General features: G+C 31.1%; 15 protein-coding genes. 6 read left to right on the top strand and 9 right to left on the bottom strand.

What is annotated here, in order from left to right; genetic code table 11:
* Positions 1-887: 887 nt before the first annotated feature.
* From KHA98_RS20480 to KHA98_RS20455, 6 genes are all read left to right on the top strand, one after another.
* Positions 888-2,447, top strand: coding sequence for an O-antigen ligase family protein (locus tag KHA98_RS20480; RefSeq protein ID WP_213259854.1), 1,560 nt, complete (start codon positions 888-890; stop codon positions 2,445-2,447).
* Between the two features lie 22 nt (positions 2,448-2,469).
* Positions 2,470-4,005 carry a hypothetical protein gene (locus KHA98_RS20475; protein WP_213259853.1) on the top strand — a complete coding sequence of 512 codons (1,536 nt, stop codon included), beginning with the start codon at positions 2,470-2,472 and terminating at the stop codon, positions 4,003-4,005.
* A gap of 79 nt (positions 4,006-4,084) precedes the next feature.
* Entirely contained in the window at positions 4,085-5,368 is a 1,284-nt protein-coding gene (locus KHA98_RS20470) for a hypothetical protein (protein ID WP_213259852.1), read from the top strand.
* Between the two features lie 117 nt (positions 5,369-5,485).
* Complete coding sequence (locus KHA98_RS20465) at positions 5,486-7,009, top strand: T9SS type A sorting domain-containing protein (protein ID WP_213259851.1); 1,524 nt, start codon at positions 5,486-5,488, stop codon at positions 7,007-7,009.
* A 5-nt stretch (positions 7,010-7,014) separates the two neighbouring features.
* On the top strand, positions 7,015-8,505 hold the full coding sequence (locus tag KHA98_RS20460; RefSeq protein ID WP_213259850.1) for an N-acetylmuramidase family protein: 1,491 nt from the start codon (positions 7,015-7,017) through the stop codon (positions 8,503-8,505).
* A gap of 18 nt (positions 8,506-8,523) precedes the next feature.
* Positions 8,524-9,195: a hypothetical protein gene (locus KHA98_RS20455; RefSeq protein WP_213259849.1), complete on the top strand. Its 672-nt coding sequence runs from the start codon at positions 8,524-8,526 to the stop codon at positions 9,193-9,195.
* Positions 9,196-9,828: 633 nt separating this feature from the next.
* Here the strand turns inward: KHA98_RS20455 and KHA98_RS20450 are convergent.
* The 9 genes from KHA98_RS20450 to KHA98_RS20410 form a co-directional block, all read right to left on the bottom strand.
* Positions 9,829-10,788, bottom strand: coding sequence for a CorA family divalent cation transporter (locus tag KHA98_RS20450; RefSeq protein WP_213259848.1), 960 nt, complete (start codon positions 10,786-10,788; stop codon positions 9,829-9,831).
* 289 nt (positions 10,789-11,077) lie between these two features.
* Positions 11,078-11,776: a DUF1826 domain-containing protein gene (locus KHA98_RS20445; protein WP_213259847.1), complete on the bottom strand. Its 699-nt coding sequence runs from the start codon at positions 11,774-11,776 to the stop codon at positions 11,078-11,080.
* Positions 11,777-11,947: 171 nt separating this feature from the next.
* Entirely contained in the window at positions 11,948-12,613 is a 666-nt protein-coding gene (locus KHA98_RS20440; RefSeq protein WP_213259846.1) for a 4'-phosphopantetheinyl transferase family protein, read from the bottom strand.
* A 15-nt stretch (positions 12,614-12,628) separates the two neighbouring features.
* A complete protein-coding gene (locus KHA98_RS20435; protein ID WP_213259845.1) occupies positions 12,629-14,011 on the bottom strand; it encodes a hypothetical protein in 1,383 nt (460 codons plus the stop codon).
* 48 nt (positions 14,012-14,059) lie between these two features.
* On the bottom strand, positions 14,060-15,994 hold the full coding sequence (locus KHA98_RS20430; RefSeq protein ID WP_213259844.1) for an alpha/beta fold hydrolase: 1,935 nt from the start codon (positions 15,992-15,994) through the stop codon (positions 14,060-14,062).
* Between the two features lie 30 nt (positions 15,995-16,024).
* Entirely contained in the window at positions 16,025-20,467 is a 4,443-nt protein-coding gene (locus tag KHA98_RS20425; RefSeq protein ID WP_213259843.1) for a non-ribosomal peptide synthetase, read from the bottom strand.
* 82 nt (positions 20,468-20,549) lie between these two features.
* The gene (locus KHA98_RS20420) at positions 20,550-22,184 is read right to left on the bottom strand and encodes a cyclic peptide export ABC transporter (protein WP_213259842.1); all 1,635 of its coding nucleotides are present in this window, start codon (positions 22,182-22,184) and stop codon (positions 20,550-20,552) included.
* A 97-nt stretch (positions 22,185-22,281) separates the two neighbouring features.
* A complete protein-coding gene (locus tag KHA98_RS20415; RefSeq protein ID WP_213259841.1) occupies positions 22,282-23,022 on the bottom strand; it encodes a thioesterase II family protein in 741 nt (246 codons plus the stop codon).
* A 12-nt stretch (positions 23,023-23,034) separates the two neighbouring features.
* Positions 23,035-25,425, bottom strand: coding sequence for an outer membrane beta-barrel family protein (locus KHA98_RS20410; protein ID WP_213259840.1), 2,391 nt, complete (start codon positions 25,423-25,425; stop codon positions 23,035-23,037).
* Between the last annotated feature and the right edge of the window lie 23 nt (positions 25,426-25,448).

The raw sequence follows: 25,448 nt of genomic DNA, 5'->3' as shown, positions 1-25,448 counted from the left end.
TAAATCTCTCTGAAAGAACGGATTAATGTGCTCTTTAGAAAATGATAATAATGATATAACAAATTTAGAAGATGTTATCTTCTATTTATTGAGATTCTTAGTTTCTTCGTAAATCATGATCCGAAATACCATTCAATACTCAACTGTTAATTTCTGTACCTAACAAGTAAAGACATTGAGAAACACAAACTAAAAAAGAAGGCTGAAATTATTACTTTTAACCCATTTTTATTGAATTATTTTCTCCTCAAGAATAGATGTATTTTATCCAACGCAAAGAATTATTCCTTTTGGTTCAAAAAAAGTTATAAAATTCAATTTTTTATCATAAATAGATTTTCAATAGACCTATTTTCCTAAAAATCAACCTATTTCAATCAAAACCAGGTTACGTAAAAACTTACATTTTATTAAAATTAATTTATTAGCGTGCTCTTTTGGTCGATTTTGATTACCAATCATATTAAAAATAAATAATTTTTATAATAATTTAATAAAAATCTTATAAAATGTAAAAAATTTGCACTTTAGTAATAGATTTGTAAGTAAATTAACTATAAATAAATACAAATTGAAATTATTAAATTCTAAATTTTACATTTTTCACATACTATTTTTTTTATTAATATGTGTTAGTTCTATCTCACTAGACTTTTTCTATGATTTAAATTATTTCAGCAACTATTTTTTTTCTATTGCAACATTTATTTTATTACTACTATATATCTCACTTAATAATATTAGAATCAGTTTCTTAAAAAAAACCATTCTAATATTTGTTTTTTGGTGCTTATACATTTTTTTTTCAGTTTTTAAGAGGTAATGCTACTTATGATAAAATGCTCTATTTTTTTTCATTGTCTTTTTTATTGATAATTATTTCGGGTTTGAGTGATAAAAAAGAATTCAATCATAAATTGTTATTATATGGAATTGCTCTGATTTCTACATTTCAGGCATGCTTTTGCATACTTCAGTTTTTAGGAATAATTGCAAGTAGAAATCCTTTTTTTAGTGTTACAGGCAGTTATAATAATCCAAATGTTATAGCAATATTCTTAGCATTAACAACTCCTGCATTTTTAGTGCTTTTTAAGACCAAATACAAAAAACTCCTCTTATTTTGTTTTGCAATAATTTTATCATCTCTAGTTTTATTAAAATGCAGAGCAGCATTTATAGGAACCATTTTGTCTATAACAGTCTTTTACAGTCTGGAATACAATTTTATTAAGTGGCTAAAAGACGCGAAAAACAGAACGTCTATGAAGGGGCTTTTAATAGTCTCTTTAATAGTTATAATTTCTTTAAGTTCTCATTTATATAATGCTAAAAAAGAATCTTCAGATGGAAGAAAGTTTATCTGGAAAGTTTCATCTTTAATGGCATTAGACAAACCTGTAATGGGATATGGTTATGGGAATTTTGAGAAGAATTATAATTTATATCAAGCTAAATATATAAGTGAAGGTAAAGCTGACAGTGACGAAATTAAAAATGCAGGTCCTGTAATTATGCCACATAATGAACTCCTATACAATTTTGTAGAGGGTGGTATTATTGGATTATTTTTTATGATCCTGTTTTTTTGGTTGCTAATATCAGCCTTAAAAGTTAAAAGAAATATAAATCCTCAAGAAATTAAGCCAAAAATAATCGATGACAGTTACTTTAATGCAGCATACGCTGGAGTTATTGCTTTTATTGGAATTTCCCTAGTAAATTCTACGATACAAGTTACTCCAATTATGATATTGCTCATTATGTATGCAGGTTTGATAAATACTTTTTTAAATCCAATTGGCTTTCCTTCGCTTCTTACAATTTCTTTAGACAATAGGACAAACTTAGTTTTTATTAAAAGTGTCCTTTTAGTTTTTAGCTGTTATATGTTATATCATCTTTTTGAAACAGGAAAAGCTCAAAGACAAAATAAAATTGCTGACTTACTACAGAAAGAATATAAACTTAAGGAAGCAGCACACATTATGTTCGGGTTGAATAAGCAATTAAATGAAGATAGTAATTATTGGAAAAATTACGGAATAATAAATCTTAAAGAAGGCAAATATAATGAAGCTTTAGATTGTTTTAATAAATCAAAAAAAGGCAGTTCACTTCCTGATTTGTACTTAGGCTCTGCAGCATGTTACGAAAAAATGAAAATGTACCCATATGCAATAAATGAGTATAAACAGCTTGTAATGTTTCTTCCTTCTAAGTTTTCCTACCGATTTAAATTAATGAACGCCTATTTGAATAATAAAGATACAATTAATGCTGGAATTACCGCTAAACAAATTTTAATGTTGGAACCTCGAATTCCATCTCAAAAAGTTAAGCAGTACAAAAGTATGGCAGCTCATTTATTAAAAGAATTAAAAGTGGATGACGGAACTTTAAAAAACCAAAAAAGTGATCAATTGTTATCTTTTTTTTTAAATTAATAATCAACAATAACTACTATTTATGGCACACTATTTTTGTGAACAAATAAAAAAATATAACTGCGTATTTTTATTATTATTTTCATTTTTAAGTTACGCTCAATATCCATCCAGCGTTGAGACTGTTTTAAAAAAGGCTGGAAAAAATCGAGTTGAACTTGAAAAAGCACTTCAATATGCAGATAGTTCAAAAGATACACTGAAAATAAAAGCAATGCAGTTTTTAATTGCAAATATGGATATTCATACTTCTTCTGATTATTATTGGGAAAATTCTTCCAAGGAAAAAGTCGCTTATAATGAACTTAGTTATTCAGATTTTGAAAAGGCTACAAAAGCTCTTGACGAAATTAAAACGGCAAATCCGGGTTTATATGCAAAGGCATATGTTACAAAGGATATTGAAACCATAACAGGAGATTTTCTTATTCAAAATTTAGAAAGTGCTTTTAAAGCCTGGAATTCTTCTACGATAGAAAATAAATCTTTTGAAAATTTTTGCGAATATATTCTTCCTTACAGAATTTGTGAAGAACCTCTGCAAAATTGGAGACCAGTTTATGAAAGTAAATATAAATGGATTAACGAACAAATTCCTTCTAAAGGTTTTAAAACAGTATTGAGATCCGTTAGAGATGATTATGATTCTTGGTTCATTAATAAATGGGGAGAGCAGCGTAAGGAGCCTTTACCTAAACTGAGTGCATTACAAATATTATTCAGAAAAGAAGGTCCTTGTCCTGACATTGCAGATTTGGGCGTTTTTACAATGAGATCTGAAGGAATTGCAGCGACTATAAATGTCATTCCTTTTTGGGCTACTTCTATTGGTGGTCACTTTACAAATACTTTTTTTGATGAAAAAATAAAACCTATTAACTACGATTATGGTTCCAGAATATTTGATGAAAAACTAGTTCGTGAGCCTTCAAAAGTACTTCGCATTACGTATTCTAAGCAACCGCAAACACTGGCAAGTTTTGAATTGGCAGATAATATACCCCCAGGTATATTAAAACAAATGAACTATCTGGACGTTACAAATGAATTCTGGGAAACCATTGACGTAAAATGCCGTTTATTCGACGATAAAAAGAATCGACCAATTGTCTATGCCACAACATTTAACGGATTGGCTTGGAGACCATTTTGGTGGGGAAAAACAAATAATAACCAAACCACTTTTACTTCCATTTGCAAAAATACAGTTATACTTCCTCAGTATTATTCTGGAGGAAAGATGGTTCCTGCCGGAGTACCTGTAATTGTACAAGATAATGCTTCTATTGAATTAATTCCAGATCTGAACCAAAAAAGAGAAGTGACAATTACTGAATCTGAAAAGTACTTAAAATTCAAAATGGGTATTACGTATAAACTTTTTTATTGGAGTAACGGATGGCAGTTAATAGGAACTCAAAAAGTCAATAATCAGGTAGTTAATATGGTTTTTGCAAATGTGCCCAGAAACGCATTACTATTATTTTTAGGAAGTGACTCAAAGAAATTAGAAAGGCCTTTTGTCTTTAATAATGACGGAAGCAGAACATGGTTTTAAACTAAAAATACAAAACTTTTTTTTGACAAAAAATGTAATCGATTACAATTATATATTAACCATTAAACCCTTAAAAACAATGAAAAAAAACTTAATTAGGACACTCACTTTACTGTCTGTGTTTTTATCAATGAGCAGCAGAGCTCAAATTAGTGAAAAGGTAACACGGAATTTCCCGGCACATATTGTGTATCAGGTATATGACGTGGTGTCTATAGTGAATATAAGTGACGAAAAACAGCTGAAAATAGCTGAAAATTTCAAAAAAATTGACAGTATAGCAAATAACAGGCTGGTAAACGGAGAACCTGTTGAGCAATTCAAACCGTATTATGCGGTTACCAAATCTTTTTTGAGCAGTATTCTTTCTACAGAAGAGTTAAATCGTTTTGAATATCAAAAGGATAAAGACAATAGGTTTTTAACTGCTTTAGCGTTTTCAAAAGAATTAAAGCTTGAAAAGGATCAAATCTCTAAAATCCAAAAGGTCACTGATTCTATATACTATCAGCCAAAGAAATCTCCAAAAGAAACAATTCAATTCTATAATCAAAAATTGAATTCTATTTTAGTCAAAGAACAATATCTGGCACTTATGAGACAAATCTATAAGGAGCAGGCAATGGAAGATGCTGCCGCTGACTGGGACAGAATAGTTAAACTGAAAATTAATACCTCGGGAAAAGAAAAAGAAGAGCTTCGAGCGATTGCAAATTATGAGTTGAATAAAAACAGTATTCTGGATAAAAAAGCAGATTTATACACCAAAAAAGAGAAAGACTTACTGGCTAAAAAAGTCGCTTTAATGGAGCCTTCCCTTTTAATACGTGCCAATATACTTTCTGATGGAAACTATGCCGAAAATAAATATTCTTCTGTACTGCAATATGAATCGCAATTAAGATTAAGCGCAGCTCAGATAGACTCTCTGGTATTAAATTATGTGACATTTGAGAAAGTTAAAATAGAAAATAAAGCTAACAAGGCAAATACAAAGCCTATTAAAAAAGCTGCACCTGAATATGATAAAATAGCTCAAATTCTTAATTCTGAGCAGGTAAATAAATGGCTTATAAATAAAAATACAAAAGAAGGCATCAAAAAAGCATATGAAAGCTGGGAAGCACTTGAAGAAGAAAACTTAACTGCCGATTTAGATAAATCAAAAATCATAGAAGAATTTTCTGTTTATCATCTTAGATATCTTGTTACGTATGAGCGCGCAAAAATATACAAAACTCAAGAAAATATTTTTTCTAAGCGTGACATAGAGCAGAATAAGCCCGATTTATTAAAACAATTGGATTTTATTAAAAATAATAAGTCTAAAAAATCGAAAGCTGCAAATGCTCTTGCGTGGTAGAATTCTCTACAAACTTAAATTCTAAAGTTTAATCTGACCAACTTGGATACAGCTTAAACATTTCATTTAAAAAAATCTCAACGTGAATTAAATAATTTTTTAACTAAAATAAAATTTATGAAAAAAATTACCAAAAAAGCAGTTTTACTACTGCTTATACTTGGTGGAATGGTCTCTTATGGCCAAAATACACCCGAAATTAAAAAAGAGTTACGGACAGCCAGCCTGTATCTGCTACAGGGAACTAATGTTTACAATCCCAAAGCTGCCATAGATATTTATCTAAAATTAGCCGAGAAAGGAAATGTTGAATCTATGAACTCTTTGGGATTAATTTATAACAAAGGTATCGGTGGTACAAAAAATGAAGAGCTTGGAAAAGAATGGCTTGAAAGAGCTGCAAATGCCGGTTACTCAAAAGCACGATATAATCTGGGAGTTATCTCTCAAACATCAAATCCAGCTGAAGCAATTAAACATTTTGAAATAGCAGCCAAAGCCGGATATAAGAGGTCTTATAGTAAATGGGGCGGCATGGCTATGAAAGGCGAAGGAACAGCTCAAGATTATAGTCTGGCATTGACTATTTTTAAAGAAGGTTCAGAAAAAGGAGATGTAAGCTCTACTTATTCTTTGGGTTATATGTACTATAAAGGATTAGGCTGCCAACAGAATTATTCTCTGGCTGTACAGCAGTTTGAAATTGGTGCAAAAAAAGGAAATTTATCTGCTATGTATATGCTTGGTTTGTGCTATAGAAACGGGTATGGAGTTACTATAGATACTGAAAAAGCGAAATACTGGCTTTTGAAGGCTTCAGAAAGGAGGCACAAAAAATCTCAGATTGAACTGGATGATCCGGAAGCTGAAAACGCAGTTCCCAATCAGCGTCTAACTTTGTCTAAAACACTTCCAGAAGTTACATCTATTACCGAAATTAATGCTCCCGAGACTTTTCTGAAAGTAAAACAGGCTCCTATTTCTAAAAACATATCAGGTAATTACACAGGCCAATTAATCAGGTATGATTGGAGCGGGCAAAATATTATCAGCCAAACTCCTCTTCAAATTGACCTAAAGCAGGACGATAGTAAGCTTTCAGGCGTGTGGAATGAAGAACACGGCGACAGTGCACCATTTACAGCTCAAATAATGGAAAATGCAATAGTTTTTGAAGATTCCAAAATTGACAGAACGGAACATTTCTATAAAGATACAATTGCGACCTATTCATTTAAAGAGGCTAAAATTCAATTAATCGATGCTGATGAATCACTATTTATAGTTGGAAACCTTCAGCTTTATAATATTAAAGAAAAGGAAAATGAAAGACCAATGTACATTATTCTTGATAAAAAACAAGAAAAGAACATACAAGAAAAAGAATTAATATCTTCTGTAATTGCTTATCCCAATCCAGTTCTAAATGATTTTAATTTAAGTTTTAATCTTGCCCATTCAGCAGATGTAGAGATGAGTATCCATTATATAAATGGTGTCCAAATATACAAACAACAATGGAAGAATTTACCTGCAGGACAACAAACTAAAACCCTTGTTTTAAATGCTCCAACGGGATATTATCTGCTGCGTCTGACCTATGAAAGTGAAGTGAAAACAACAATTTTAATAAAAAGGTAAATCATATGAAAAATAAAGTTTTTATATTAGCTTTTACGTTCTTATGCTTACTGATCGGACCTAGCAGTTATGGGCAGGATTGGGAAGACATGGGATTTAGTGATGAAATTAATGATTTACTACAGTCTTTTGAAGATCAGGGTGGTCATGTTGAAGTTTATGATAATGTTGCGGATTATGTTGATGCCGTAAATAATGATAATGATTATAGCAATGATTTTGTAGATTATAATAGTGATGGGAATATAGATGCTTTTGATAATCTTGAAAAGCAACTTACTACTAATATCTTAGATTTGCCTATGACAATTAGTGACGAAGATCTAAAAGCAATTTTAGAGACAGGTATTCAATTAAACAATGTTGATATTCCTGCCTTTATTCCAAGTCCAGATTCAGATCCAGGTTGGCCAGATCCTGAGCCATATGATATTTGTACTTATTTTCCTCTCTATTGTGATATTTTTTTAGATGATTCACCACCAGGCCCTAATCCAGAGCCAGATCCCGATGTCTGCACCTTAGTGTCTTGCTCCACTTCAAAACAAGTTGTTGATTATGAGCAATGTTTATGTGTACCTAAAATACGACCATGGTTTTTGGATAAAGACGGTGACGGTTGGCATGATACAAGTACTGCAATAATTGAATCAGATGAAAGTCCCGGATCTAGCTGGTTTGACAGTACTAAAGGTGCAGATTGTGATGACAATAACATAATGGCAAATGTGCTATGCAGCACTACAATACCTTGGTATTTAGACTATGATAATGATGGATTTTATGGTGAAATTATGGAATCAGTTTCTTGGCCAGGAAATTTTTGGAAAGCCACTACATATGGAGAAGACTGTAATGATGATGATCCAACGAAAGCACTTGATTGTTCTTCGACTAATCCTTGTGATGGAAAAATTTCTAAAGCAGCTTTATTAGCCGCTGCAAGTTTACTACATCTTACAGTTGAGCATATACTTGCAGTTTTTGAAGTAGAAAGTGAAGGAAATGCTTTTCGCTCCAATGGTGATCCCAAAATCTTATTTGAAAGACATTATTTTAGTGCTCTGACTAATGGAATATATGATCAATCTAATCCTGATATATCAAATCCAAATCAGGGAGGTTATGGAACTTATGATGAGCAGCTCGATAAGCTGGCAAGAGCTTTTGCATTAAATCCAGAAGCCGCTGTAAAATCAGCATCGTTTGGTGCGTTCCAAATTATGGGGAAAAACTACGCTCAAGCAGGTTATACAAACGCAACAGCTTTTTATAATGACATGACATCTAGAAACTTAGACAAACACTTAAATGCGTTTGCTAACTTTATAATCACAAATGATCTCGTTGGTAAACTTCAGAATAATCAATGGGCAAATTTTGCTGCAAAGTATAACGGGCCTCAATATAAAAAGAATGATTACGATACAAAAATGGCTACAGAATACCAGAAATTAAAAAGCGACCTTAATTTGCTGGCTAAAGATTGTTTTTAATACTATAAAATCAAAAAAATGAAATATTTAATAGCTTTAATAGCGCTGCAATTTACGATTAATTGCAGCTCTCAGACTATAAAGGAGCAGTTTATGACAACCTTAAACCAACAGCCTCTTAATAACAATGTTACATATCAGTATGATGGTTTTGGGAATAACATAGAAGTGCACTGGCCAAATGTATATGTGGCAGAAGAGATGGTAAACCTCACAGATAGGTTAATTAATGATCCAAGCAGTTTAGCTTATGGTACAACATTAGGTGAATGTGGAAAATATGATATTGTATTAAAGGTAAAGACTTATAATTACAATTTTCTAAGTATAGAACAGTCTTATTCTTCTATGTTTTGTCCAATTCGTGATGATGTTGAATTTGAAACATTTAACTTTTTCTATGCGAATGATGGAGTAGTTTATACTGTTAGCGCTCGACGAAACGGATATGTTGATAGTCAAATTGACAAGTTTCTTCAGACTGCTGATAAAGATTGTAATTATGACAAAAAATACCTTCGACCACATCTTGTTTTTGAGAATAATATTCCTAGATTATACATTTCAAAAGATAAAGTATGTACTGAATATGCTTCGCAGTCGTTGGATATTAATAAACTGGATCTGATTTTCACTCCTGTTACGTATGGCACTCTTTCTATTAAAGATACCTATATGAAATTTAATTAATAATGATTAATTCTAAATAATCAATACAGATTACTAATTTAATTAAACCCCTGTAAAAACTTTTTTTACAGGGGTTTTTAATTAATAAGGTCTCATCACTAGTATGTTTTGTTGTTGTATTTGATTGGAGGGAAGCATATTTTAGTTGTCGCCAATTTTGTTACAAAAACTTAAGGCTGCTAATTTTATATTTTCAAATGGATTACTTATTTTGGATTTTAAAACACAACTATATCGCTCTGGAATTCATACCTAAAATTGGACTCTGAAAGAAGTGATTTTTGGTTAAAAAAAAGAGAATACCAAAACCAAAACAATTATAGACGTTACAATTCAAAGTACAGGATGCTAATAATTATATCCAGAAATTAACTTTTCATTTTTTAAGTGCACTAATTACATTCGAGGAATAATTAAGAAACAATTTAAAAGAAGTACAATTAGAATTGTAAATAAAAAGAATTTTATATATTTTTCCCTAAAAAAAATTAGTATTCATAGCTTATGGTAGAATCGTGATATAGTATATTTTGAATGGATACCTTTTCTGCCACAAAAATTACGGCGGTTTACACAAAAAACTATAACTCTAGTTCACTTTAAAGCTTTCGGTATAAACCAGAAGCCTTTTTATTAGAGCCATCTTTTTCGTTTAAACCAAATCAGAGGGCCAACAAAACAAACTATTATTAGTACAATTGCATAAAAATATCCATATTCTAATTCTAGTTCAGGCATATTTTTAAAATTCATACCATAAATACCCGCAACAAGCATAGGCAACGAGATACACATGGTTATGATTGTAAGTGTTTTAAAAATTTTATTCTGTTCTAAATCAATTCTTGTCGAGATGTAATCTTTCAGATCGTCTAAGCGTTCAAAATTATTCTCTACATATTCATTAACTACTGTTAAATCACTTAATTCTAACAAAATAGCATCGATAATTTCAGGACTAGGCTTCGGACTTTTTCTAAGCAAATGCAAAATTCTTCTAAACTCGTTCATAGATTCCTTTACCAAAAGATTATTGAATTTTAAAGCTGTTATTTCATTCAGACGTTGTTCAGAAAAATTATTCTCTTTGAGCAAACCGCCATAAATTGTTTTAATATTTTTAGAAATAACTTCTGTTAAATCGGCGAAATAATCCGGAATAATTCCAATCATCAATAAAAGAAAAGTATCGGTAATAAACGGCTGATCTTTTATTTTATCAAAATGTTCCTGCTTTTTAATTTCCGGAATGAATTTTTCAAAATTAATATCCATGAAGGAAAACATAATTTTCTCCTTTAGAATAAAAGAAATAATTACTTCATCCATTTTATTATGATCTGAAAAGTAGGGAAATGAAAAATTAAAGGCTAACTGATTTTCTTTTTCCAGATAATGAGAACTTATCTCTATGTCTTCGCTATTGCTTAAAATTGCAGTATCAATCTCAAAGAGTTTTTCAAAAATTAAAACATCTTCCTTGCTGTAATTTATAATTTGTACACTCCTAATGTTGCTAAGATTTTTTGGCATTTCATCAATGCTTTTGAGCATCGTAATGTTTTTATCTTTGTCTAACAATTCAATTGTCATGATACTAATTTTGTGCCGTGATTTTAATGTAAAATTTTCACAGCAGGTTTACAACTAAGGTAAGTCCATTATTCGAATTTGCCAAAAGCTGTTATAATATCAATTTTCATTTCACTTACAAAAAGGTTACATCTCTATAATTGTATCGAAATAAATACTTCACATGATTTATAACTTTATATAGTAGATAATTTGTCCTATTATCATGATAACAAGGAAAGTTCTTTTTATAGATACTACTAAATTTGTTTTAGATAAACTTACCTAAAAGATATTGACAAAATCGCCTCTAACAAATCAATAACAATCGATATTCACCTTCATTTTCTTTTGGAGCTCTGTGAATACAAGGCTGAACTTGTTGTTTTGGATGATCTACTGCAAGACGCCAAAGATGCATTTGCCCTAAATTAACAGGTTCTACATTTGCATGTGCCTGATAATGCAAATCGAAGTAATTCTCCTTTAAAAAGTTTTCAAACTCTTCTTCTGTTCCATTATGCAGTTCTTTTAGCTTTGCTCTAATTTCCGGAATTAGAACTTTTTGCTCTGCCTGCGTATTAGAAATAATATCACTTGCTGCTCCGTGATAAGTGCATAAAAAAGTATCAGTTGCAATGGGCGAACGATCAACATGAAATGAATATACATCGGTAGAAATGAAATCAAATTCATCATCACGTTCATAACACTTTAGCAAATTAAGAGAAGGCGAAGCACCAAAGTCAGTTAATAATTGTAAATCATTTAGGATTATTTCCCGGGCTATATTCCCTTTTTCTGATAGTTGGAGTGCTCTTAAATCTTCAGGATAAACTTCGGTTATATTTTCTTCTAAACATAGTCGGTTTACAATCTCATTAAAATCGCCATCTAAATTTCTGTACCAGCATAATGCATTTATTTCTCCTTTGAAATCGGTATGCACAAGTTCAGAGAAAGTGGATACTATGCCAATTTGATTGCTGGTAGAAAATGTATTATCCATATTATAATATTTGTGACTTTAAGCATTACAAAAATATATAATAGTAGCTAGTTAAGGTATTTTTATAGCTTTAAACTTTAGAAATTACCTAAATTATAAACATCTGGAGCAACATAAATTTTATATACTTATACTTCCAATTTGTGAGGGCTTTTAATTTATATTAAAAACTTAGGTATTACAGCTGCTAAAATTAAAATCACTAATCATACATGGCCCAATAATATCGGGATCTATCCTGTTTTTAAATGCTATATGACATTTATATTTCTCATTTAAATAAACTTCTTTTAAAAAGAAATTTTCAGCATTTATACTAGTAGAATTACCAATAACCTGAAAGTCTTGCAATTGAATCGAAAGCCCTTTACCACTTGCTTTAATGACAGCCTCTTTCTTAGTCCAAAAATCAAAAAAGGCTGCCTTAGAATTTTTTGCCCGTCTAATATAATTTCGTTCGGTAATTGTCATTTGCGATTCAAAATCTTCAATATTTATGTCACTCATTATCTCCACATCTATACCAACTTCATTTAGATCTGATAATATACAAACCACAAGCTCACCAGCATGTGATATATTGAATTTAATATCTGAATCTATCAAAAATGGTTTATTATAAGATGTATATCCTATATTATCTTTCTCCTCAAAGGCATCATTTATCTGGAGACCATAGCGCAAAATTAATCGTCCCAAAAGTGACAATTGGGCATCTTGCCAATTTCTAAACGATAGTATTTTTTTTTGAAAATCTACCGGAAAAGTCCTTAAATGTTCTTTTATAAGATAATTATGGTTTTTCTCAGAGATGTAAGCGTACAGGATTTGAGTCATAACTTTATCATTTTATTAATCAACAACTTCAAATACAATAGCTTCAACTGCTCCTGTGGCAGAATTAATAACTCCAACATCTGTTTTTACTTCAGACATTCTTACCCACACTCCTCCATATGCATCCCCAAAGCCAAAAGACCCCCAGATAAGTTTATGAGGTGTCCAATTATTTTGCCCATTTGGCGCCATAAAATCAATAGACTCACTAAATTCCTGAGCAATAAATGCGTTGGTCGATAAAGCTAAATCAATAGCCTCCTGCCATTCATTATCAGTGATGAATTTTCCAACAAAAACATCTTTTCCCTGATATCCTCTCGCTACTTTTATAACAAACTGTTCTTTATTATTTTTCAATAGCTCCAACAAATTATATTCTTTGTTTTTAAACAGTATCTTTTTATTTTCAATAAAAGCTGTCCATGGAACGTTTTTAAGAACGAGTTCATTTTCTTCAGGTGAAAATTTTTCATTGATCGCTAATTCCAATAAAATAGCCAGATTTCTTTTATCTCCCATCATCTTAAGTCCAATGTGATCGGGAAAATATACGCGATCTGTTACGAATGCGCGAAAGACTGCTATATTTACCTGAACTTCCATTGATAAAACAGCAATACCGTGAATCAGATTATTCTTGTAACATAAATCATTATTAACTAATTGTAATTCATTTAAATTACCCGAAAAAGCTTCACCGGTAAGTCCTCTTTTAGCAAGTTCCCGCTGCAAAAAATCATTAAAAAACAACAGACTTGATTTATCTGCCGATTTCTGTTCTAATTCGGTCTCCTCAAAGCCATTATCTATAAATATATTAATAGTATCTTTTACTGTGGTTACTTTTTTAAGTACCTGATCTACAAGAAAATTGATGTAAATCTGTAAAGTGTTCTTTGACTGGTATTGATTCTTATTTTCTGTTAATTCGGGATGAAGTCTCCTTATTAGATTTTCAAAACTATGAATTTGCCATCCTCCTATTGAAGATCCTATATTAGCCTCTAAAATTTTAAATCCGTCTTCAGTATAGGTCAGATCTAAGCGACAACCGGTTTCTAAATTTTTCTTATGGCACATAATTGCAAATTCTGCAGACATTTCATCTCCTTCATAATAAAAATCGGTAATTCTTTTTTTATCATCATTAAAATATAATGAAGGTATTTGCTGTAACAGCTTAGGAATTGTAACGGATAGATTGGCAAGCTCGGTAGAAACCTGACTATTTATCAATACAGGCCAGCCTGTAACAGCATAGATATATTGTTTAAATAAATCAGGAACTGTATCATCATTAGTATTAATTCTTGCCGGAACGTTTGCATTATTTTTGAATTCTGAATATTTTTCTGAAATGATCGAGTACGTTTTTGTGATTTCTTCTGTTCTCATATTTATGATAATTAGTTATTTTTTTTAGGGATGAATAAGGAATAAAATTTAAATTATTCCCCAGTAAAACAGGTAAGTTGCCAGCAGGATATTGGAGAAAATTACCGTAAAAGTGACACTTCTGTCATTTGTTTTTTGAAGGGTCGAGATATAATATACTACTGATAAAATCAGGAATCCTATAAAGACCAAAACCAATGAAAATATATAATTGAAACTATCCGGTAATCCAAATGCCAAAACAAAGAAGTTTTGTTTTGAAACTTCGATTATTGCCAAAACCAAACATCCCAATAGTACTAACCCCAAAACCGAAGTAATGGTAATAAAGATTCTTATAATTTTATCCTGAGTTGTGGTGTATTTATTCTGAATTAATTTTATAACATACATAAAAACAAACACCAGCATCAATACTAAAGCAATTAGCAAAGGAATTAGGAAAACAGGATCTAAATCGCTTATACTTTTACCTGTTTTGGAAACTCCCTGATTAATAATAACCCCCGAAACAAGAGATAATTTCGTGGCTTTATCAAAAGCTTTTTGATCTGGTTTTTGGTTTGAATTATCAATGAAGTTTTCTGCAACTTCACGGCCTATTCTTGTAAAAGCAGGCACATGTCCGTAGGTTTTTGCTTCAATATAAGTGGCATTTTTAAATCTTGCCGCAACTTTTTTTCCGTTGCTCAAGGGCGTAATCGGGTCAAACTCCCCAGAAAAAACCAATATAGGATAAGCAGCTTTAGAAAGATTAGAAAGATCATACGATTTTTTTATGTTCTCTGTACGATTACTATTCCATGCATTACAAACTTTAAAATCAGATTTATAAAAAGAAACCCCTCCATTTAAACCTTTAAAATTTGATGCATTTTGCTCATATTTTGCATAATCATTGTTAGGTATCGTTTCATTACAAGTTATGCAGTAGTATACTCCATAATCCATTCCTAATAAACTGGAAAACGCGCTTACTAAATTTCCTAAAGATTCTCCATTTCGTTTATGAAACTGATAAACCAGTAACGGTATAATCTCGACCAATTGTTTATTGTATAGTGCTTGTTGAATTGCAATTTTAAAATCTTCGGCATTGTATGTAAATTTACCTGTCGAGACAATCGATTTATCTACATTTACCGTAAGCGGATGTTGTTCTAAGTCGGCAATTACCTCATAATACACTTGCTCCAGATTAGGATATTGTTCTTCTTTTTCTTTTTTACAGATTTCAAATACTTTTTTAAGACTATTCATGTAGTTTGAAGTATTCTCTACATAATACGTTGAGATGTCATAAATTGCTGAATCCAATAATAATGACTTTACATCCTCCGGATAAGTATTAGCATAAACCTGCGCTATATAAGTCCCGTACGATACGCCGTAAACGTTCCAGTTTTTATAATTTAAAGCCGATTTTAAAGCGTGAAGATCTTCTGCTACAGCCAGACTGTTATAAGAATCAATATTAATTTTTCTGTTAATAAGATCCTGTTTACAGGCAATGGCAACATCTGTTTTTTGCTTTTCGTCTTCTTGTTCGGTTTGGTTTTTGGCCAGGATTTCAAGAAACTTTTTCCCTAAGTCTGTAGAAAGTCTTGGTTGCGAATAACCTGTGCCACGAACATCAAACAATACAATATCGTTGTTTTTTCTAAGAGGATGATCAAGCCATGACCATATATTATCTATACCGCTGGCTCCTGGCCCTCCCTGCAAAAAAACTACGGCATCAGGGTTTTTAATATTAGATGTGTTTTTTAAAACTGTAACTGCAATTTTTATAGTTTTACCGTCTTTACTACCCCATGTTTCGGGAACATTCAAATACCCCCAAACCATTTGATTTGAATCTGATTTTTGAAATTGAGAAAGAAAAGCAGCACTCTTTTCAAAAGTAACGTTCTGTGCATTTATTTTTCCTAAAAAAGTAACTAATAAAAAAGCAATAGCTATAAATGTGGTTTTTAATTTCATGGTTTTATTTATATGTTTTAATTATAACTTTTAAAAATTGAAGTCTATATCAATTATCTTTTCCTTTTCAAAATCTAACTCTAAATCTGCTGTATTTAAAGACTTATTGGGGGTTTCGATAATCGCAAGCAGTAATTTTTCATATTTTAATTGAATGAGTTCAATAGTTTCTTTTTGATAATTTGAAGTATTATAATCTATAGTTCCTGATAAATTCCCATTATCAATACCAAATGTGATAAGCAGTGGTAATCTATTATAATTTGTACTTATATCTTTTAATTGCAATTCCAGGCTTTCGTTTACTGCTATATTTTCATAAGTAAAGGATTGATTTTGAAGTACCAATAATGTATCTAATCGAAATGTATTTTGTATAATTTGAGGTACATCCTGATGCTCATCGATAAGCAAGGAGTTTTGCTGGGTTTTTAAAAGTACTTCCTCAAAAGTATGTTCTGAATTAATCTTGTTGCGTAGCGGCAGGGTTTTTACAAACATGCCCAATTGATTTTGCAATTCAGCATGGGTTCGTCCTGAATTAACCGTTCCCAAACAAAAATCTTCTTTTCCATACATGATATACAGGAGCATACTATAGGCACCTGTCAATAAAGTATGTAGCGATATATTTTTCTTTTGGATAAATTTATTTATCGCATCAAATGTTAGCGTTTTATAGATAAATTGAAGTTTACATGCATGCTCTTCCTCATATAAATCCTTATCTACAGGAATACTATTTTCCCATGTATATTCGTGAAGGTAAGTTTCCCAAAACTTCAGGTTTTTTTCATGATTAATTTTTTGTTCTTTTTCATACCAAACCGCATAATCTCTAAACTGAAATTCCAGTCTTACATCATTTGAATCTTCCTTATTTGCTATTTGTTTGTATTTGGATACAAATTCGTTTATTAAAATTTCAAGAGACCAACCATCCATTATAATATGATGGGTACAGAATACGAGATAATTGTTCCCCTCATTTTGATGAAATAAACCCACTTTTAACAGCGGTTCCTTATTCAATTCAAATGATTTATTTATATAATGATTTATAACATTTGTAACATTTTCCCCTTCAAAATTGAATTCTTCAATTAATACAGGCCTTTCTTCCTGCGAAAAAATTTGTTGATATGGAATTCCTCCAATCTCAATAAAATTAGTTCTCAATATTTCGTACTTCTTTTGCAATTTTAAAAATACCTGCTCCAGAACTTGCTTATTTAACTCACCGTTTATCCTGAATAATGCCGGCATATTGTAGGCTATTGATTTTTCTTCTTGCTGCGATGCCAGCCATATACCGTATTGTGACTGAGTTACATTATAATATTGAAGATCTTCTACGGCTATGATTTTTGTATTCTCTTTTTTCTCTTTTTTTTCTAAATATTTTGACAATGTTTCGATAGTAGGATAATCAAAAATATCTTTTAAGGTTATCCTGTAATGCAGTTTTTTATTGATCCTATTGATTAATTTCACTGCAATTAATGAATGTCCGCCAAGCACAAAAAAATTATCTGTAACACCAAATTCTATACCTCTTGGTAATAGTTCTTTATAGTATTTACAAAGTGCAATCTCTATTTCTGTCGTTGGGTCTTTATGGTTGACACCCAATTTTTCAGAGGCTAATTTTATAGATGAAAGGGCTTTTCTGTCTACTTTTTTATTAGGTGTTAACGGAAATTCATCCAAAGGAATAATCGCATGGGGAATCATATATTCCGGTAAAACTTCTCTTAAAGATTCAATTATCAAATTACTATTAAAAGTTTCTTTTTCTGTAATTAAATACGCTATTAAAATGGCTTGTTGTTCTTCACTTTTTTGTGCCACGACAACAGCTGCTTTTACAGATTGTATAGTATTCAAAATAGTTTCTATTTCCCCTAGTTCTATACGATATCCTCGTATTTTGACCTGATTGTCATTGCGTCCAAGAAATTCTATTTCGCCCTTCTCGTTCCATTTTCCTAAATCGCCGGTATTGTATATTCTTCTTGTAAGATCAATAGTGCTCTTAATGAATTTTTCATTGGTCAATTCTTCGTTTTTAAAGTACCCCGCAGCAAGGCCATCACCTCCAATATAAATAGCACCAACACTATCTACTGGTAAAAGCTGCATACATTCGTCCAGAATATATATCTGCGTATTATGTATTGGTTTACCAATATTTGAGGCTTCATTCGCCTGAAGTATTTTTTTACAACTTGACCATATCGTGGTTTCTGTTGGTCCATACATATTCCATAATTCTCCGTTGGTCTCTAATAATTTTTCGGCAAGTGTTTCGCTAAGCAAATCTCCGCCACATAAAATTTTAATATTTTTATTTCCTTTCCAGCCTGCATTATAAAGCATTTGAAAAAAGCTTGGTGTCGCCTGAATAATAGTTGGTTTTATTTCTTTTATTTTTAAAACAACTTCTAAAGGATCTGATAAAAGTTCCTGACTTGCCACATATAATTTAGCACCAGATATTAATGGTGCGAAAAATTCCAATATCGAAATATCAAAGGATTGTGTCGTTACAGAAAACAAATAATCCTTGTGTTTTATTTTTGGTTCATGTTTGATGCTGATTAAAAAATTTAATAATGCTTTGTGACTTATAGCAACTCCTTTGGGGTTTCCTGTAGACCCCGAAGTATAGATAATATAAGCAACCGAAGCCGCAAATGCTTCATCCACTTCAACCGAGTCTAAAATTGATTCTTCATTAATGATTAAATCTATATCTATAATTTCATTCTCTAAGTTTAGATCCTTTTTTAGATCATGGGTTGAAATGACTTGTTTAACTTCACTATGCTCAATAATATATTCCAGACGATCTTTTGGAAAAGCAGGATCTAAAGGGATATAGGCATTTCCGGATTTTAATATTCCGAGTAAAACCGCTACCAGATTTGCCGAACGATTCATTAAAACTGCAATTGGCACTTTATCTGATTGTTCTGTTCTTTTTTGCAGATAAAAAGCAATTTTATTTGATAAAACATCAAGATCATGATATGTATAAAATATCTCTTCGTCTACGATGGCGATGCTATTTGGTTTGTGAAGGACTTGCTCTTTAAAAAGGTCCACAACTGTAGCATTTTGAGGATAGTTAAATTGTGTTTTATTAAAATCGTAAAGCAACATCTGCCTTTCTGCAGTTGTTATATATTCATAATTTGAAATTAATTCTTTTGGGTTTGCAATTATCTCAGAAAGCAGTTTTTCAAAATGTGCTGTTACTTTATTAATTGCCGTTTCATCAAAATAATTAACATTATAATCAAAGTCAATTTTTACATCTTCAAGAGCATCAAATTCCCGAATATAAATAGCCAGCGCCACACGTTCTGAGTGATGTGACAGCGGAATTACAGTTGTTTGGGTATCATGAAAATGATCTGCATAATTTTGTTTTTCATACGATAAGGTGATATTAAAAAGTCTGTCTTTTTCATGAAACAAATCCAGTTCTTTTATCAGTTTTCCTAAAGGAAATCGTTGATGACGATAATCTTGTCGTAATTGTTGTTTAATTGTTTTTACCAGATCTTCAAAGCTGTCATCCTGATTAAACTGAATTCGCAAAGGAGAAATCCCCATAAACAAACCAACTGTTTTTTTATATATTGATTTACCTCTGTTCAATACTGGTAATCCTATGGCAAAATCTTTATTATGATGTTTTCTTCCAAAATAAAGATATAAGATGCCCAGAATTACATGAAAAGTTGTGGCCCCTAAATCTGTCGCTATTTCTTCGACTACATTATAAACCGATCTTTTGATTATTATTTCTTTTCGTTTACTTTGATTGGTTTTATCATTTTGATTGATTTTTTCAAATAACCTTTCAGGAAGCTGCTGAAATTTTGTTGTCCAAAATCTTTTATCATTCTGATAACTTTCCGATAGTGAATATTGCTCATCATCCTGAACAAAGTCTTTGTACGTAAAAGGGTAATCTGTGCTTATTTCTCCAAATTCAGAAAGTTCATTGTAGTTCTTCACCAATCTCTGAAACATTAGAGATGTTCCCCAGCCATCGGTAATAATATGATGATACACTGAGAAAAGATAATGCAGATTTTCCCTTACTTTTATTAAAATAAATTTATGCAATACATTATCCGAGGTAAATTCAAAAGGCGTTTCAAATCTTTTCTGCATAAAATCATTTGCCTCAATATCTGCGTTTTGCAATGATGAAAAATCAACAAATTCTAATGGAGAAATATATTTCTCACTGGTTTTCATTGTTACTTCATCATCAGACAAAGAGATACTGCTTCTATAAGTATCGTGCTGATTTATGAGTGCCAAATAAGCATCATTAAGTGTATTATAAACTATGGTTCCGTTAATAACTATTTTGGCTCCAATATTATAAATAGGGTCTTCCGGGAACATCAGTTGCTCGAAATATATATCTTGTTGAGGAAGTGTAAGTTTCATTTTTTGAATACTAGAAATTAAGGAATTAAGTGATCAAAAGCTTAGCCTTTAAAAGCCTTTTTAGATTATTATCGATAGAAAACTATACCCAGAAATTTTCTGTCAATTCTTCTTTAGAAGTAGTTTTTATATCCTTGACAATAGTACCGTAATCAAATTTTATGATTCTGTCTGCCAGATGAAAATAGGCATCATCATGGGTTACGGCAACTATGGTTTTACCTGCTTCTTTAAATTTTGGCAGTAGTTCTTCATAAAAATATTTTCTGAAATGAGGATCCTGATCTGCCGCCCATTCGTCGAGAACCAAAATTGGCCGGTTTTCCAGTAAAGCAAATATCAGGGACATACGCTTACTTTGCCCTTTAGAGAATTTCCTTCTAACAGATTCATCTTTATCATCTACAACGACCTTATCTAATTCCATTGTTTCTAATAAACCCGTGTAGTGACTATTATTTTCTAAAGTATAGTTATCGTAGTTTTTAGAAAACAAATGGTTGTCTGTAAATACGGCCGCAACTAAATCCTGAAAACTCATTGAATCAATTTCCTGATAATGGTTATTGATCGTTATTTTACCTTCTGATGGTGGATACAAACCTGTAAGAACGTTAATAAAAGTACTTTTACCTGACCCGTTTCCTCCTACTACAAAAATGGTTTCTCCTTTCTGGATGTTTAGATTTATAGGGCCTAGTTTAAATAAAGAATCACTATCTGCATTGGGATAAGCAAAACCAATGTCATTAAAATGCAATGATTCAAAATCATTGTTAGTTTGTGGCTCAGTTGGCGTATTATCTTCGGGAACTTCAAAATCTTTCATGAACTTTGAAATCCTTGTATTTGCAACAAAAAAACGTGTATATAATTGCTGCAAATTGATAATATTATTAATAGGTCCAGAGATAAAAAGAATTATAACTACATAGGCAATAACATCTTCTCTTGAAAGTAAATCAAAAGCCGGTAAGACAAATAAAATAACCGATACAACAAAATACAATCCATATTGACTGATTAAATTAATGGAGAGAAAGACATAATTTATATTAAAATCAAGATTCATAGCTGCATCTCTGTTAGGAACAATAAATTTATTCATTAGATTTTCTCTTCTTATCAGGTTAATTTTCAACTCTTTAAATCCTCTAATAACATCATCAACAGATTTGTAATAACCATCATTGTATTCTCTTAATTGATTGACACGTTTAGACATTGTGTTCATTACTATAAAATAACATGCTCCAACCAACACGATTAAGGCCACTACTATTAATGCCGAAACAAACGATAATGTAAACATGTATATCAAACACAAAACAAGCATTAGCAATGAATTTATTGTATGTGTAACCGTGTACGGAAGCAGAGAAAATGTTCTTAAATCTTCGACAACGGTATAAAATCGCTGCGAGCCAAATTGTTCGAGTTTTAGCAACGGAACGCTCAAAATTTTCTTAAAAATATTTTTCTCATTTTGATATAACATATCAAAAGAAAACTCATTTAATTTTTTCTGAAAAATAATATTCAGTAAGTAGGTGTAAACAAGAACAGCCGTAAAAACAATTCCCATGTAGCCATTTAAAAAAGCTTTATTTCCTGCCATTACATTATTAATAATGTACACGATTGCAAATGTCAATAAGGTATTTGGTACGGCATACAGCAGTAAATAGATTATCTGTCTTTTTTTTATTTTTAACATTTCTGATTTTATTAAATAATTTGATTTTTAAATTTGATACTCTAAATATTAATTGACTTGTTAGCTGGTTTTATTTTGATAAAAAAGGTATTCTTCTTTACAATTCCTGAAAGTGCATTTCTGTTAAAAACGATTTTTTTATCAGGGTTGTTAATTCCTTTACATGGTTATAAATAAAAAAATGATTCCCTTTTAAAATTTTATATTCAAAACTAGCACTGGTAAAATTCCTCCAGTTTGTGATCTCGTTGCAGCATTCTTCTTCAGATCCCATCATGGCATATATCGGGGTTTGCAGTTTAGCGTTATTCTTATTTTCTGAAGCAGTAGTTTTTTTTTCAATACATTCAAAATCTGCACGCATTATAGGCGCAAAAAAATCATATAAAACTGTATTTGTCAGTACTTCTTCAGGAATTCCACCTAAGTTTCTTAGTTCTTCCTTAAAGTGAAAATCATCTAACAAATAGCGTATAACATTTTCTTTTTTTTGTACACCGGGGCCAGCATTTCCGGTAACAATCAGTCGCTTTGGATAATAGCCGGCACGCTCAAGTTCTGAAACCACTCGTAATCCTAATGAAGCTCCCATACTATGCCCATAAATTATAAAGGGAGATCCATTACTTAAACTAATGATCTGTTTGCAATAATCAGCGATTGCCAATTGTTTTGATTTTAGTAATTTTTCCTCAAATCTTTTTCCTCTGCCCGGCAATTCAAGTGCAATGAATTCGATATCCGCATCAAACTCTTTCTTTAAAAAATCAAAAGAATAGGAACTTCCTCCTGCAAAATGAAGCAAAAACAATTGAAATTTATTTACTCTATTTTCCATGCTTATTAATTTTTAGTTACTTCTTCTTCTTATTTCTTCGTTACCAAAATTTCTGTCTTTTTTAGAAACTTTGTCGTTTCCAAAATTGTAAGACAGTGATACTTTGAAATAGCGATTACTTGGATAAGAGATAAAGCTTTGATTGATACCATTTACTGTTGAATAAGCATAGCTTGGGCTTGAATTGAATAAGTCATTTACCCCCACGGTTAAATTCATGTTTTTTACCAATGACTTAAATGCAACTGCCATATCTAATGAACTTGATGCTGAATAATGAAATAAGACATTATTATAGGCCGAATCATACCAAAAATTGACCTCGCCTACGATAGACTTTGATTTATTGAAATTTATAACATTATTAATTTGTGCACGAAATTCAAAACCATTCAGAAGCTCTACATCTACAGCAGGATCTGTTTTCTTTGCAGTACTATAATTTATAAATATATTACTGTCGGTTTTTAACCAATTAGTGATGTCCCATTGATAACTTTCTGTCAATGAATAATTATATTCATTAAAAAAGTTTTTAAATATAATGGTCTGTTCATTGGTCACTTTATTAACTTCGGGAATTACACTATATGAATTTGTAGTAGCGCTAAATGAAATTTTGGTAGACAAATTACTTTTATAAGTATGCGATAATTCTATGTTATTACTGTAAGATGGTAATAAGTATGGATTACCAATTGCAGATACCTGACTATTAATAAAATAACGTGCCGGATTTAATTGTCTGTAACCAGGTCTGTTTATTCTTTTTCCATAATTTACTATATAAGTGTTATTTTCATTTTGGGCAAATAACAAATAAAGCGTAGGGAATAATTTTGCGTACTTATTTTCATATTCCGGCGGAAATGCATCTAAAGAAACACCTTTGGTTTGTGTAAATTCAGAGCGTAATCCTAATTGCGCTTCCCATCTTTCATTAAACTTTTTAGAACCATTTACATAAACAGACTGAATATTTTCATCAAAGTCAAACTGATTGGATTGCAAAGGATTTAAAACAGGTGTTCCGCTTATGGTATTGTAATTATACAACTGGTAATTGGTTTTACTAAAACTCGCTTTACCACCATACGAAAGCTTAACCCATTCTATTGGAAATTCTACATCAATTTTTCCACTGTAATTGCTGACATCCTGAAAAGAATTTCCTGTGTTAGAAAAATCAATGTTTAAAAATTCTCCGTCAGGACTGTAGTTATTAGACAAAATACTATTTTCTCTTTTTGTATTATAATCCAGAATATCAAAATTAAAGACAATCTTTTTGCCTAACGTATCTAACTTCTGATCTACATAGAAATTAAATATCGAGTTGTTTTTATCATCCTTAGTATCTACGTTTCCTATTAAGTAATTTGTTATTTGCTGATTCTTGTCAAAAAACGTTGTTTTAACATCATCAGTTGTGGTAGGAATAACAACCATACGTAAATATTGTACACCAACTCTTGTGTTTTTAGTAAAGTCATAATCCAGCAGTAATCGGGTAGAAAAATCATTCTTCTTTTCCTTAGATTTACTTATTAATTTTAGAGGACTATCTACAAAATCAATTGTTGTTCTTTCTTCTCTGTAAAATGATCCGGAATTGTACACTCCGCTTATAAGAAAACTTAATTTATCTTTTTGATAACTAAAGTTATTTCTAAAGGTTCTCCATCCGTATTTTGCCTGATTCTCTACTAATGACATGCTATCACTCCAGGTATCTTTTTTGATCTTTTTATAAATGATATTAATAACACCGCTATTTCCTTGTGCTTCATATTTGGCAGAAGGATTCGTGATTACCTCAACTTCCTTGATATCACTTGCTGGCAATGATTTTAAAAAATTACTTAAATCTTCTCCGGAAAGCTGTACCATTCTACCGTCTATAGATATCATTACACCACTTTTTCCCAGCATAGAAATCTGATCATTTCTAACCACTAAGCCCGGGGTTTTTCCTAAAGCTTCAAAAATATTTCCTGTGCTGGTAATTGGACTTCGGTCAATGTTTACGACTGTTTTATCAGCTTCTCTTCTAATTTTTGTCGGAGAAGAATTAATCACCACCTCATCTAAAGAAGTACTTTTTTCTACCAGTACTATTGGTTCTAAAACCATTGGTTCTGTTAAATCAATTTTTTTTACAAAACTCAAATAATTACTATGACTTACTGTCAAAGTATAGGATTCGGCTTTTGCTTCAATTTCAAAATCACCATTGCTATTGGTAAGTGTTTGTTTTATGGTTTGATTTTTACCGTTTGTCAAAACAATGTCCACAAATGCGAGCATAGCTTTTTCGTCCTTGATCTTACCACTTATTTTTATTTGTCCGATACAAAAAAATGGGCTTATAATTAATATTAGTGTTATTATGATTCTTTTCATTTTTTAATTTGTGTAAATCTTTT

The sequence above is a fragment of the Flavobacterium branchiicola genome (genome assembly GCF_018383905.1).
Lineage (GTDB): Bacteria > Bacteroidota > Bacteroidia > Flavobacteriales > Flavobacteriaceae > Flavobacterium > Flavobacterium branchiicola.
This window is presented reverse-complemented; position numbering and strand designations above follow the sequence as displayed.

Coding starts and splice junctions, on each gene's coding strand:
- KHA98_RS20475 (WP_213259853.1), top strand. CDS start 2,470: ATGGCACACTATTTTTGTGAACAAATAAAAAAATATAACTGCGTATTT.
- KHA98_RS20470 (WP_213259852.1), top strand. CDS start 4,085: ATGAAAAAAAACTTAATTAGGACACTCACTTTACTGTCTGTGTTTTTA.
- KHA98_RS20465 (WP_213259851.1), top strand. CDS start 5,486: ATGAAAAAAATTACCAAAAAAGCAGTTTTACTACTGCTTATACTTGGT.
- KHA98_RS20460 (WP_213259850.1), top strand. CDS start 7,015: ATGAAAAATAAAGTTTTTATATTAGCTTTTACGTTCTTATGCTTACTG.
- KHA98_RS20455 (WP_213259849.1), top strand. CDS start 8,524: ATGAAATATTTAATAGCTTTAATAGCGCTGCAATTTACGATTAATTGC.
- KHA98_RS20450 (WP_213259848.1), bottom strand. CDS start 10,788: ATGACAATTGAATTGTTAGACAAAGATAAAAACATTACGATGCTCAAA.
- KHA98_RS20445 (WP_213259847.1), bottom strand. CDS start 11,776: ATGGATAATACATTTTCTACCAGCAATCAAATTGGCATAGTATCCACT.
- KHA98_RS20440 (WP_213259846.1), bottom strand. CDS start 12,613: ATGACTCAAATCCTGTACGCTTACATCTCTGAGAAAAACCATAATTAT.
- KHA98_RS20435 (WP_213259845.1), bottom strand. CDS start 14,011: ATGAGAACAGAAGAAATCACAAAAACGTACTCGATCATTTCAGAAAAA.
- KHA98_RS20430 (WP_213259844.1), bottom strand. CDS start 15,994: ATGAAATTAAAAACCACATTTATAGCTATTGCTTTTTTATTAGTTACT.
- KHA98_RS20425 (WP_213259843.1), bottom strand. CDS start 20,467: ATGAAACTTACACTTCCTCAACAAGATATATATTTCGAGCAACTGATG.
- KHA98_RS20420 (WP_213259842.1), bottom strand. CDS start 22,184: ATGTTAAAAATAAAAAAAAGACAGATAATCTATTTACTGCTGTATGCC.
- KHA98_RS20415 (WP_213259841.1), bottom strand. CDS start 23,022: ATGGAAAATAGAGTAAATAAATTTCAATTGTTTTTGCTTCATTTTGCA.
- KHA98_RS20410 (WP_213259840.1), bottom strand. CDS start 25,425: ATGAAAAGAATCATAATAACACTAATATTAATTATAAGCCCATTTTTT.